We start from the raw sequence: 13,993 nt of genomic DNA, 5'->3' as shown, positions 1-13,993 counted from the left end.
AACTTCTAGATCGGACTCAATAGAAACTTTCACATTAGGCTCGATAGACATATTTAGAGCGACTTTTTTCTCAGCCGTAAGGCATTAAGGATGACTGACACCGAACTCAAACTCATGGCAGCACTGGCAATCATAGGGCTGAGTAAAATGCCGAACCATGGATATAAAACTCCCGCCGCAACGGGCACACCAAGAAAGTTATAAATAAACGCAAAAAATAAATTCTGCCGAATATTTCTCATGGTGTGCTGACTCAGCAGTCGCGCTTTGGCAATGCCGCGTAAATCACCTTTCACCAAGACGATACGCGCGCTGTTCATCGCGACATCGGTACCCGTACCCATCGCAATACCGACGTTCGCTTGCGCAAGCGCGGGAGCATCATTCACACCATCGCCCGCCATGGCGACTATGCGTCCCTGCTGTTGCAGTGTTTTTAAATAATTGAGTTTGTCTTCGGGCGTAACATCGGCTTTGAAATCATCGAGCCCAAGCGATTTTGCGACGGCAGCAGCAGTGATGGCGTTGTCTCCGGTTAACACCACAATTTTTAAACCCGCTGCATGCAATTGTTGTATCGCCTCCAGCGTAGTGGATTTAATCGCATCGGCAACGCTGACGATGCCAGCCAATTGATTGCCAACAGCAAGAAACATAACGGTTTGGCCGAGTTCTCTTAGTGACTGCACATCTGCTTGTACGCCGACAACATCAACTTTTTGGGTTTCCATCAACCGGATATTGCCAAACAGCACCGGCTTACCATCAATATCACCGCGCACGCCTTGGCCGGTGACAGATTCAAAATTTGCAACGGTTTTGGGCAAGAGGTTTTGCTGCTTGGCATGATTAACGATGGCAACAGCTAAGGGATGTTCACTCAAGGCATCAAGGCTTGCGGCAAACAACAACACATCTGTCTCCACAAATCCCGTGCTGGCAATAACGCGCTGCACGGTAGGTTTGCCTTCAGTCAGCGTACCGGTTTTATCGACTACCAGCGTATCCACTTTTTCCATCAGTTCGAGGGCTTCAGCATCTTTGATCAACACACCTTCCTGTGCACCGCGACCAATGCCAACCATTATCGAAATGGGTGTTGCTAATCCGAGCGCGCAAGGGCAAGCAATAATTAACACCGAAACTGCAACCACCAACGCATTTGCCATGGCAGGTGCTGGCCCGAACGCAGCCCAAATGATAAATGCGATGACCGCGATGACGATCACTGCAGGCACAAACCAACCGGACACTTGATCCGCTAGTTTCTGAATCGGCGCGCGCGAACGTCCTGCGTCATTGACCATTTGCACAATGCGCGCGAGTAAGGTATCAGCGCCAACCTTGTCAGCACGGAGCAGAAATGATCCCGTTTGGTTTACGGTGCCCGCGGTGACTTTACTGCCGATTTGTTTTTCGACCGGAATCGGCTCGCCCGTAATCATGGATTCGTCGATGCTGGAGTGGCCATCGATAATTTCGCCATCCACCGGAATCTTACCGCCCGGTTTAACGCGCAATTGGTCGCCCACTTGCACTTGATCGAGATGAACTTCTTCCTCAGTGCCATCTGGCTTAACGCGTACCGCGGTATTAGGCGCGAGTTCCAGTAGCGCTTTAATCGCACTATTGGTTTTAGAGCGAGCGCGTAATTCAAGCACTTGCCCCAGCAATACCAGCGTGACAATGACCGCAGCTGCTTCAAAATAAAGTGGAATCATGCCATTCATTTTGAAGGCTTCGGGAAGCGCCGAAGGCATTAATAACGCAAATACACTGAATAGAAATGCAGCAGCGGTGCCAATCCCAATCAAGCTAAACATATTGAGATTCCAGGTTCTGAACGATGCCCAAGCACGCACAAAAAATGGCCAACCTCCCCACAACACCACGGGAGTACCCAGTATGGCTTGCAGCCAATTAAAGGTATTGATGCCCATCCAGTGATGCACATTGATACCGGGAATAAATTCACTCATAGTGATAAATAGCAACGGCAAACTTAATGCAAGGCTCACCCAAAAACGTCGCGTCATATCCCTTAGTTCAGACATATCTTCTTCAGCAACGGCGTTCATTGGCTCTAAGGCCATGCCGCATTTGGGGCAAGATCCGGGGCCGTTTTGTTGAATCTCTGGATGCATGGGGCAGGTGTAAATCACATCTTTTTTCGATGAAGATTGCGCTGTGATTTTATCGTCACTTTTATTACTGACAGATGCAGTGTTCTGCTGAGGCGTTAAATATTGGTGCGGGTTATCACGAAATTTTGCAACGCATTTTGTGCTACAAAAATAATAGCGAGTGCCTTCGTGTTCTACCGATTTTTCCGGATTAGGCTCTACGGTCATTCCACAGACGGGATCTTTGCTTTTGATTTCTGTTTTCATGTTCGCTGCATTCCTATTTGCATAATACTGATTCTCTTAGCCAGCTAAATCGTTTCAGCGGTAATACGATTTTTCGAATCGTCGAAATAAATACCGCAGGCTTGTGCAGCAAAGCGTTCGTCGCGCTGCGAATCGTCAGTGAATAGTTTTCGTACTCAACGTTTGATAATACGCTTGCAGTGGTTTCCATGTCGTTCGTTCGGTCAGCTATGACGAGTGTGTTGCAATCGCTTCGTTCACGGCTTAATACTTTTTGATGCAATCACCGTGAGCAGGTCGTCCCAGGATTTACTGAACGAAGCCGCTCCTTCTTGTTGCAACTGCGCTGCGAGCCTATCGATATTCACGCCAGCTTTCGCAAATTCCGACAACACAATTTCAGCATCACCACCATCAATCGGCATAACACCGAATAACTCACCACTCTGTGCAAACGCAAGTAACGTTTTCTCAGGGATGGTGTTGATGGTATTCGGTGCCGCGAGCGCCGAAATGTAATAGCTAGCAGAAATTTGCGGATCTTTAACGCCGGTGCTGGCCCACAACAGGCGTTGCGGTTGAGCGCCGGCGGCGCTTAATTTCCGCCAGCGCGGCGAATCCAGCAAATCGCAATACGCTTTGTAGGTGCGCTTGGCGATGGCGATACCGAGACGATTGCGCAATAACTGCGGAACCGCGTCGTTCACCGCAACGTCCCAGCGACTGATAAATAATGAGGCCACCGAGCCAACTTTCGGATCGAGCCTGGCGGCGATGCGTCGTTCAATACCGCGCAGATACGCTTCAGCAGCAGCGATGTATTGTTCGCGTGAAAACAATAACGTTACATTCACCGCCACGCCCGCAAAAATAGTTTCTTCGATGGCCAACAAGCCGGCAGGCGTACCCGGAATTTTTATAAAAAGATTCGGCCGTTGTGCACGTTTATGCAGATCCACCGCCGCCGCGATAGTACCGGCCGTATCATCGGCAAGCAGCGGCGATACTTCGAGCGATACCCAGCCATCTGCGCCATCGGTCGCGTCGTGAATCGGCCGCAACAAATCGGCGGCCTTGGTTAAGTCTTCTAACGCCAATATAAAAAACAACTCTTCGCCGGATACACCCGCTGCTGCTTTACGCTGAATTTCTTCGTCGTAAAAATTACCGCTTTTAATTGCTTTATCAAAAATCGTGGGATTCGACGTCAACCCCGTCACTGCGAGGTCATCAACGTAATGCTGCAGAGTACCGCTAGTGAGTAGTTCACGAGTGATATTGTCGAGCCACAAACTCTGACCTAATTTGTGTAATTGCTGAGTGGAATTATTCATAGTGTCTCCGATGCCACAGAACCTGTTTCGATTGCGCTGAGTCCGATGGAAAAATCGTAATTCACCAAATCACCGATGCATTCAATCGTCAAATCAGCAGATGGATAAGCGAGGGTCTGTTTGGGATCGTGCGCGTAATGACCCTGCCGCGGGAAAACTGTTGTTAGACGATCGCGCCAAAACGTTTTCATCGCCGTCAAAATGCGCAGCTTGTCGTCCACCATCACATAGCGCTTAGCGGGATAGCGCCGCGCGACAGCATCGAGCATCTGCTCTTTATGAATGTAAATCAGTACGCGTCCGTCAACTGCATCCCATAATCCTGAACGCTGAATTTTGCGCGGCTGAAACACCACATCGCCATCTGACAGAATTACGGTAGGACCGAATGTGTGCAAATATTTAATCACGGCCAACGCACCGGGATATAAGCGATCTGCAAATGGATAATCGAAAAGAAACGAAGACATCATGAGCAAACGCGAATCATCGAGGTGTTCGAGTCGATAACGTTGCAGTGCGCCCAAATAATCGGCGTAGCCAAGTTCGCTGCGCAATGTTTCAAAAACGCGCCAGTATTGATCGTGAGTTTCTCGGCCAAATTCGCGCAACAAAAAACCATTGAGATCCGCCACCACAGAATCGTTATCCAACAGCGTGTTATCAACGTCTAGTAAAAAAACAATTTCCCGTGATGGGTTCACATTGCTAACTGCACTCGCTCTGAATATTTTCAACGATAATCTTGGCAATGCGCATTAATGGTCACTGTCAACGCTTGCTGATCAGAGTAAACGTGGCGATTGGCATAGGTCTGTCTTTTACCGAACATACCTGCTCGGTGGTTGGCGTTATGCTTAATACTCAGGCGAGCTAGTTATCATCATATTAGTAATGGCGCCTGCAAAAAGCCTCAAGGAATTATTGAATGAGCGTCAACAACATCACGCATAATCCTGGTACCGTTGTTTCAGTGCGAGGCAGTGTTGTAGATAAACATTTCACTTTTCATTTGCCTGCTATTTTTTCTTTGCTGCATACAGATAATGCGCGGATAGCCATCCACGTTCTGACACATATGGTTCGTTTACCTTCCTGTCACACAACGCCTGTTACCGCTCGATGAGCACTGGTGCAGACAACTCGTTGAAAAATCATGGGCGATACAAAACTTAGCGGAACTTCTCGGTAATAAAACGCAATATCTTGCGTGCTCATTCGTGAGTATTTGTTTGTATCACTGTTTTGTGCAAGCGCTGAATCATTATCGAGCGAAAACGCAAGCAGACTGGCCGCCATGCAGCGAATAGATAACAACATTGAAGAATTATTAGCAACACTTAAGAAAAATCACCAGCGTTTGCGCCAGGCCAGCATCGATGCCGAAATGTTCGATGTGATTGTTGGTTCGCAAATTTCCTCTGTTTCAGATCTCAGGCGAATAACATGAATTTCGAAATTCCTTTCTCCCACTTTTTGCGTAACACCGCTACGTGGTTCCAGTCATCTACACTGGAGAATGAGAGACCGTTACGGGAAGAACTATTTAATGCTGACCAAATGGCCCAGCATGCCAAAGTTCTGGCAAGTACTCACGTACTGAGCCCGACCAGTACACAAGATCTTCTATTGAAACGACTGGATGCCAATGAACAGGTACTGATCTCGACCTGCAATCTGCTGACAGTTGCGGTGAAAGCCAAGGATCGCATCGCGCCGTCTGGTGAATGGTTGCTTGATAATTTTTATCTCATCGAAGAACAGATTCGCACGGCGCGCCTCCATTTGCCAAAAGGTTACAGTCGGGAACTGCCTCATCTGGCGCAGGGCAAATCTCATGATTTGCCGCGCGTCTATGACATTGCACTTAATACCATTTCCCATGGTGACGGCCGCGTGGATGCTGAAACTCTGGGATCTTTCGTAGCGGCATATCAAACTATTACGCCTCTCACGCTGGGGGAGTTGTGGGCCATTCCCATCATGCTGCGACTGACCCTGATTGAAAATCTGCGCCGCGTGAGCGCCCTCATCACCACCTCTCGCCAGCATCGCAATCTAGCGCAGGAGTGGTCAAATCAGATGCTGGAAATCGCGGAACGTGACCCTAAAAGCCTGATTCTGGTAGTTGCTGACATGGCACGTTCCGAACCGCCGATGACCAGCGCATTTGTAGCTGAACTGACACGGCAGTTGCAAGGTCATGGTCCTGCTTTGGCTCTGCCTCTCAGCTGGATCGAAAAGCGGCTGGCAGAATCCAGTCTCACTATCAATCAGCTGGTGCAAGCCGAAAACCAGCATCAAGCGGCAGATCAAATATCCATCAGCAACACCATTGGCAGTCTGCGTTGGCTGACCGCGATGGATTGGCGCGATTTTGTCGAAGCAAACAGTGGTGTTGAAAAAATATTGCAGCAAGACATCGACGGTGTTTACGGTGCAATGGATTTCGCAACTCGGGATCATTATCGTCGGGTGATCGACAGGCTAGCTAAACGCAGCAAACATTCTGAAATTGATATCGCACGCATTGCTATCCAACTAGCTCTACAAGCGACCAACCCTAATGATGGCACCCGCCGCAACCCCGCTACTCACGTCGGTTTTTATCTAATTGATCATGGGCTGCTGCAGCTGGAAACCGCTGTGATGGCACGGCGATCCTTATCTGCACGATTGCGCGCTATCACTTCTCGCTCACCACTGGTTTTGTATCTTGGTTCTATTCTGCTCCTCACTTCCCTGTTCGCCGCAATACTGCTGAGACTGGCCCAGCCTACCGATATCAGTCACTGGCCTAGCTTGTTTTTAGGCTGCCTGGCAGTACTGGCAGGCAGTCAACTGGCATTGGCACTCGTTAATTGGATCGCTACATTGCTGGTAGAACCACAGCGCTTGCCGCGCATGGATTATTCAAAAGGACTGCCTCCTTCAATACGAACATTAGTGGTGGTTCCCACTTTGTTAAGTAGCACACAAGACATCGAAGATCTGTTAGAGGCTATGGAAGTGCGGTTTTTGGGTAATCGCGACGAGTATCTGCATTTCGGGCTGCTAACTGATTTCCACGATGCCCCGAAACAAACGCAAATTAATGATGAGCATTTACTGCGACAGGCACGTTTAGGCATTGAGCATCTCAACGCAAAATATCCGACGCAATTGCCTCAGCGTGACGGTGATTGTTTCTACCTATTACATCGCCCTCGCTCCTGGAATGCTCAGGAAAAAATATGGATGGGTTACGAACGCAAACGCGGCAAGCTGGGAGATCTGAATGCGCTTTTGCGCGGCGAAAACTTGGATCGTTTCGAACTCATTGTTGGCAATATTACGGTTCTCTCACAAGTGAAATACGTCATTACTCTGGATACCGATACGCTATTGCCACGCGACTCAGCACGGCAGTTTGCCGCCACCATGTCACACCCGCTCAACCAGCCTCGTTATGATGAAAAAAAACAACGTGTCTGTGGTGGTTACGGCATTTTGCAACCCCGCATGGCTGCCAACTTGTCGAGGCAAACCCCTTCACGTTATGCGCAACTTTACGGTGAAGAGCCAGGTATTGATCCTTACACACGTTCTGTATCGGATGTGTATCAAGATCTGTTTGGTGAAGGTTCGTTTATCGGCAAGGGCATCTATGATGTCGATGTGTTCGAGCAGGTACTAAAGAATCGTCTGCCGGAGAACCGCATCCTCAGTCATGATTTATTGGAAGGATGCTTTGCTCGATCAGGACTACTGAGTGACGTGCATCTTTACGAGGAACACCCGACTCGCTATGACACTGACATGCGCAGACGCGAACGATGGATTCGTGGTGATTGGCAGATTGCCCATTGGATGTTGCCGCGGGCGCCAACAATCCTGAATCGCAGCGAAAGAAACCCGCTATCGATCCTGTCACGCTGGAAAATTTTTGACAATTTGCGTCGCAGCCTGGAACCCATGGCGCTATTGCTTCTATTACTAATAGGTTGGGGGGAAGCACCCAATCCCATTCTGTGGACCTTCGCTGTATTGTCGGTTTTACTACTACCGCCTTTACTAACCGGTTTGGTAGCGATCTGGCACAAACCTCGGGAAATGTTACTGCGGCACCATATTCGCGCGGTGCTGCGCAGTACTAGGCATGGTTTCCTCCAAGCCGGATTCCGTATAGTTTGTCTGCCCCACGAAGCCGTATTCAATCTTGCGGCGATTCTGCGCAGCGCTGGGCGCATGCTCTTCACCCATCACGGCCTGCTGGAATGGTTCACGACTTTTAATGGTCAACGCAGCCGCTGCGGAACTGGCCTGCTAGGCGTCTATTGCACCATGTGGGTAGCGCCAGTCATTGCGAGTGTCGCTGCGATTTGTCTAGCATTCATACAGCCAAACCCGCTCATTATAATCTTGCTGATGCTCTGGTTTGCCTCCCCCGGCATTGCCTGGTGGTTGAGCTTGCCAAAACCCGATCGTGAACCAACACTTAATTCAGATCAGACCAGATTTTTAAACCGACTTGCCCGCAAATCCTGGGCTTACTTCGAACACTTTTCCTGTATCGATGACAACTGGCTGATACCGGACAACTTTCAGGAATACCCAAATCCGGTGATTGCACATCGCACATCGCCCACCAACATCGGCTTATCCTTGTTAGCCAATGTATCCGCCTGCGATTTTGGTTTTATTCCCGCAGGCACGCTGCTGCAACGCACCGCGAATTGCTTTGATACATTAGATCAGTTGGAGCGACACAAAGGTCATTTCTACAACTGGTACGACACTCGTTCACTGCAACCATTAAAACCTCGCTATATTTCATCCGTGGACAGCGGCAACCTCGCCGGACATTTGTTGACCCTGCGCGTAGCACTGTTGGATGTGCCGGATCAAAAAATCCTTCACCCGAAGCTATTTGAGGGACTTATAACCACATTGGATGTTTTTACAGATGCCTTTGTAGACTTATCCATTAATACGACGTTGCTCGACGATACTAAAACAACAGCAATTCAGGCCACTATCCAGCAAATGCACGCTTTGTTGAATGCGGCCTGCATACAAGCCCCGGCGAATCTTATAAAAACTGTACAGCTACTAACACCATTGTCTCGCTGCGCAAATGAACTGTTCTCTCAGTTCCAGACAGAGCCTCACACTGACATTATTAATAGCGATGCCTATAGCTGGGTCGAAGATTTGCAACAGCAATGTCACGCAGCGATTATAGAAATACGTTCTCTTGCACCTTGGCTAAGCCTGCCAGTTGCCCCTACTAGCCTAATACAGTTTGTGAATAACACTGATATTCCAACCTTGCGTCAACTGGCAACACGTAGTGTTGAACAATTAGCCGCCATAGATACCCGTTTGCAAACAGCAATGTCAACTGACGAAAATCGTTGGTTAATAGCTCTGCGTGATCTGACTATTACGGGTGCCGAATACGCCAAGCAACGCATCATTCTCAGCGAACGGTTAGCACAACGGGCTTTCGGATTTGCCACGATGAAATATGAATTCCTTTATGACCGTACCCAGCATTTGCTCGCTATCGGCTACAACGTCGATACAAACCAGCGTGATACGAGCTTCTATGATCTATTGGCATCGGAAGCGCGTCTTTGTAGTTTTATCGCGATCGCACAAGGCCAGCTTCCGCAAGAAAACTGGTTTGCACTGAGCCGACTTCTAACCACCGCAGGCAGTAGAGAGCCCGTGCTAGTGTCTTGGAGCGGCTCGATGTTTGAATACCTCATGCCAATGCTGGTAATGCCCACTTATGCGGGCACCTTGTTGTACCAGACTTGTCGCGTTGCTGTGGCTCGGCAAATTGCCTACGGTCAACAACGTGGTGTGCCTTGGGGGGTGTCGGAATCCGGCTACAACACGGTCGACGCCAGCCTCAATTACCAGTACCACGCTTTCGGTGTGCCTGGTTTGGGACTCAAGCGAGGACTCGCAGAGGATTTGGTGATCGCACCTTATGCCTCGGTGCTAGCACTGATGGTAGCTCCGGAAGCTGCGTGTACAAATTTGCAAAGGTTAGCGGCAAGCGGGCTGGAAGGGCGCTATGGTATGTATGAAGCCATTGACTACACGCCATCGCGACTCATTCGTGGCAAGACCAGTGCAATAGTGCGTTCGTTTATGGCGCATCATCAGGGCATGAGCCTGCTGGCACTGGCTTTTCGCTTACTGGGCCAGCCCATGCAACGGCGTTTCGAATCCGACCCGCTGCTCCAATCCGCGCTCTTGCTACTGCAGGAACGGACACCCAAGATTTCAATATTTCAACCGCACATTGATGAACACGCTGAAGGCAGTGCCATGTTCGAGGAAGGGAAAACCTCTGCACATACGCCTATCGGCGCAGATACGCCCACGCCAGAAGTGCAGCTGTTGTCCAATGGGCGTTACCACGTCATGCTCACTAATGCCGGTGGTGGTTATAGTCGCTGGAAAGATCTGGCAGTAACCCGTTGGCGTGAGGACAGCACTTGCGACAACTGGGGCACGTTCATTTATCTGCGCGATATCGCCGACGGCGACATCTGGTCTGCCACGCATCAGCCCACGCTCAAACGAGCTCAGACTTACAGTGTCCTATTTTCTGAAGGACGCGCTGAGTACTGTCGCCGTGATCATGATATCGAAACCTATTCCGACATCGTGGTATCGCCGGAAGACGACATCGAACTGCGAAGAGTACGCATCACCAATCATTCCCATCGTTATCGCACACTCGACTTTACTACTTATGCTGAAGTGGTCATGGCTCTGCCTGCGGCAGATATGACGCAGCCGTCGTTCAGCAACTTGTTCGTACAAACAGAAATCCTGCCGGGTGGTCACGCAATACTGTGTACCCGACGACCCCGTTCTGTTGAAGAAAAAGCGCCGTGGATGTTTCATCTACTGGCCACCCATCGTAATGATAATGATAACAACGGGAGTATCGGCGTACTTTCCAGCACGACTGACCGCCTAGAGTTTATTGGCCGTGGCCGTACTTTGGTGTCACCCCTGGCCATGACCGAACTCGGCGAACTATCCGGCAGTGCAGGTTCTGTGCTTGATCCAATTGTCGCTATTCGCTGTCCGGTCACTTTGGAAGCGGATCAAATGGTCACCCTAGACATTGTGACCGGCATGGCTGACAGCCGAGAAGCATGTCTCGCTCTGGTTGCAAAATACCAGGATCGACATTTGGCAAACCGGGGACTGGGTCTGGCTTTGACCCACAGCGGTGTGACCTTACGACAGATTAATGCCAGCGAAGCCGATGCCAATCTTTATCGTCGCCTCGCTAGTTCTATACTGTATGCCAATGCTGGCTTGCGCGCGGACACCGCGGTGCTGATGCAGAATCGACGCGGTCAATCCAGCTTGTGGGGTTATGCCATTTCCGGCGACCTGCCCATCGTCTTATTGAAAATTGCCAATAGCGATCATATTGAAATAGCGCGGCAACTGATTCAATGCCATGCCTATTGGCGTTTGAAAGGTCTTGATGTGGATTTAGTGATCTGGAATCAAGATCACATGAGCTACCGGCAACATCTGCAAGATCAAATCATGGGACTCATTGCCACTGGCACAGAAGCCCATTCCATTGGCCGCCCTGGTGGAATCTTCGTGCACTACGCCGAACAGATTTCCAGTGAGGATCGAATCCTATTACAGGCAGTTGCCCGCATTATCATTTCCGATACCCGAGGTACTCTGTCGGAACAACTTAACCGGCGCCTGCTGGTTAAAAAATCCGTTGCACCACTGGCCATCACCCATAATTTCCCGCCTGCAACCCCAGCAACTTTGGAAAACTCCGGCGAGGAACTACAGCTAGATAACGGCCTGGGGGGATTCAGTAGCGATGGTCGCGAATACATCATCACGACCACATTGACCAACCAGACCCCCTTGCCTTGGGTGAATGTACTCGCCAACGATCAATTCGGTAGCGTAGTGACCGAAAGTGGTCTGGCCTACACCTGGAGTGAGAACGCCCATGAATTCAGGCTGACACCTTGGAGCGGAGGAGATTGCGTAGGCGCCTCTGGTGGCGAAGCGTTTTACCTTCGTGACGAGGACAGTGGTCATTTCTGGTCGCCTTCGCCCATGCCCTGCCAAGGTGCCACGCCCTATGTAACCCGTCACGGTTTTGGTTACAGCATTTTCGAACACTCTGAAGAGGGCATTCAATCCGAGCTTTGCGTGTACGTGGATTTGGAAGCAGCAGTCAAATTCTCAGTATTGAAGGTGCGCAACAATTCTGGTCGCATGCGACATTTGTCAGCTACCGGCTATGTGGAATGGATTTTGGGTGAATTGCGGCAGAAAACGGCCATGCATGTTGTTACTGAAATTGATCTCAGCGGCGCATTGTTCGCACGCAATGCGTACAACCCCGAGTTTGGAGGCCGAGTGGCATTCTTCGATGTAGACGACTTGGCTCGCACGCTGACCGGTGATCGCACTGAATTTATCGGCCGCAACGGCACCTTGCATCACCCCGATGCTATGACGCGGGCACAGTTGTCCGGCCGTGTTGGAGCAGCACTCGATCCTTGTGGCGCCATTCAGGTACCCTTCGAACTCGCCGACGGACAAGAACGGAAAATCATTTTTCGATTAGGCGCTGGGCATGATGTGGAATCGGCTCGCGTCCTGGCACAACAGCTGCGTCAACCAGGATCGGCTCACGCAGCACTGAGGAAAGTACAGCAGTTCTGGTCACACACTTTGGGTACCGTGCAAATTAACACGCCCGATGCGTCCTTGAACGTACTCGCCAATGGCTGGTTGGTTTATCAGACTTTAGCTTGTCGTCTCTGGGCTCGTAGTGGTTTCTATCAATCCGGGGGCGCTTTCGGATTCCGAGACCAGTTACAGGACGCAATGGCATTGCTACACACTCAACCGGATCTGCTGCGCCGACAGCTTCTAAAGTGTGCTGCGCGCCAATATCCACAGGGAGACGTACAGCACTGGTGGCATCCACCTGTCGGACGTGGCGTGCGTACCCGCTGCTCAGACGATTACCTGTGGCTGCCATTAGCCACTTGCCGCTATGTCCTAGGCACGGGTGACACCGACGTGTTGAACGAAATGATTCCGTTCATTGAAGGTCGCGCTTTAGAGGAAGCTGAGGAATCTTATTACGATCTGCCCACTACCAGTCATGAGAGTGTCAGCCTTTATCAACATTGTGTGGTGTCTATTCTGCATGGGCTGCGTTTCGGGGAAAAAGGCTTGCCATTAATGGGTTCTGGTGACTGGAACGATGGCATGAGTCAGGTCGGTATCAAAGGCGTGGGCGAGAGCGTATGGCTGGGATTTTTTCTGTACCAGGTATTGCAACGTTTTGCCGACATCGCCCATCTGCACGCCGATCCGGTGTTTGCCGAACGCTGTATTTCTGAAGCGGAAAAGCTGCGTGAAAATTTGGCACAACACGGCTGGGATGGAGCTTGGTATCTCCGAGCTTGGTTTGACGATGGCACGCCACTGGGTTCAGCAACGAATCCTGAATGCAGCATTGATTCTATTGCTCAAAGCTGGTCGGTGCTGTCCGGCGCAGGGGACAACGAACGCTCACGACAGGCAATGGATTCACTGGATCATCATCTGGTACGCAGAGACGACAAACTGATCAAGTTGCTAGCGCCGCCATTCGACAGTTCCGCGATGAACCCCGGATACATCAAAGGTTACGTTCCCGGTGTGCGTGAAAATGGTGGCCAATACACCCACGCCGCGATCTGGGCTGCTATGGCTTTTGCTGAGATGGGTGATAACCGCCGCGCTTGGGAGCTGATGGATCTGATCAATCCTCACAATCACAGCCGCAGTACACAGGAAGTATCGACTTACAAGGTTGAACCCTATGTTGTGGCTGCGGATATCTACGCGATTGCACCCCACATGGGTCGTGGAGGCTGGACTTGGTATACGGGTTCAGCGGGCTGGCTCTACCGCTTGATTTTGGAATCGCTATTGGGATTGACGCGAGAGGCAAATCAGCTGCGGCTCATCCCTCGCATGCCGGCAAATTGGACCACGTACTCGATCACATATCGTTTTGGCAGCACTCAATATCAAATCGTCGTGACCCAGATTTCTGCTGACACTGAGCTGAGTGGCACCGGTTTAACACTGGACGGTGTGGCGCTGGAATCAGCATACATCCCACTGGTGGATGACCAGCAGATTCATCATGTAGAACTTACCCTGTCGCAAACATCATCTGCCTGAGTTCAGATAAGCAGAATACAAGCAGGTGATTGCCGTCAG

General features: G+C 50.4%; 4 protein-coding genes and 1 pseudogene. 2 read left to right on the top strand and 3 right to left on the bottom strand.

Going from position 1 to position 13,993, the window contains the following annotated elements:
• Positions 1-53: 53 nt before the first annotated feature.
• From H0W44_02345 to H0W44_02335, 3 genes are all read right to left on the bottom strand, one after another.
• The gene (locus H0W44_02345) at positions 54-2,390 is read right to left on the bottom strand and encodes a heavy metal translocating P-type ATPase (GenBank protein ID MBA3581272.1); all 2,337 of its coding nucleotides are present in this window, start codon (positions 2,388-2,390) and stop codon (positions 54-56) included.
• Positions 2,391-2,626: 236 nt separating this feature from the next.
• A complete protein-coding gene (gene tal / locus H0W44_02340) occupies positions 2,627-3,703 on the bottom strand; it encodes a transaldolase (GenBank protein ID MBA3581271.1) in 1,077 nt (358 codons plus the stop codon).
• Positions 3,700-4,407: an HAD family hydrolase gene (locus tag H0W44_02335; GenBank protein ID MBA3581270.1), complete on the bottom strand. Its 708-nt coding sequence runs from the start codon at positions 4,405-4,407 to the stop codon at positions 3,700-3,702. Before H0W44_02335 ends, tal begins: the two co-directional genes overlap by 4 nt.
• Positions 4,408-4,779: 372 nt before the next feature.
• Here H0W44_02335 and H0W44_02330 point away from each other — a divergent pair.
• Together H0W44_02330 and H0W44_02325 are read left to right on the top strand one after the other, a co-directional pair.
• Positions 4,780-5,153: pseudogene (locus H0W44_02330) on the top strand (F0F1 ATP synthase subunit gamma).
• Positions 5,150-13,954 carry a cyclic beta 1-2 glucan synthetase gene (locus tag H0W44_02325; protein MBA3581269.1) on the top strand — a complete coding sequence of 2,935 codons (8,805 nt, stop codon included), beginning with the start codon at positions 5,150-5,152 and terminating at the stop codon, positions 13,952-13,954. The pseudogene H0W44_02330 and the gene H0W44_02325 overlap by 4 nt, the downstream one beginning before the upstream one ends.
• The last annotated feature ends 39 nt before the right edge of the window (positions 13,955-13,993 follow it).

This window comes from Gammaproteobacteria bacterium (assembly GCA_013817245.1).
Lineage (GTDB): Bacteria > Pseudomonadota > Gammaproteobacteria > HTCC5015 > HTCC5015 > JACDDA01.
The sequence above is the reverse complement of the archived record's forward strand: the minus strand, read 5'-3'. Positions and strand labels throughout refer to the sequence as shown.

Bases quoted from the DNA above. Each gene is read 5' to 3' on its own strand.
- tal (MBA3581271.1), bottom strand. From the start codon at position 3,703: ATGAATAATTCCACTCAGCAATTACACAAATTAGGTCAGAGTTTGTGG.
- H0W44_02345 (MBA3581272.1), bottom strand. From the start codon at position 2,390: ATGAAAACAGAAATCAAAAGCAAAGATCCCGTCTGTGGAATGACCGTA.
- H0W44_02325 (MBA3581269.1), top strand. From the start codon at position 5,150: ATGAATTTCGAAATTCCTTTCTCCCACTTTTTGCGTAACACCGCTACG.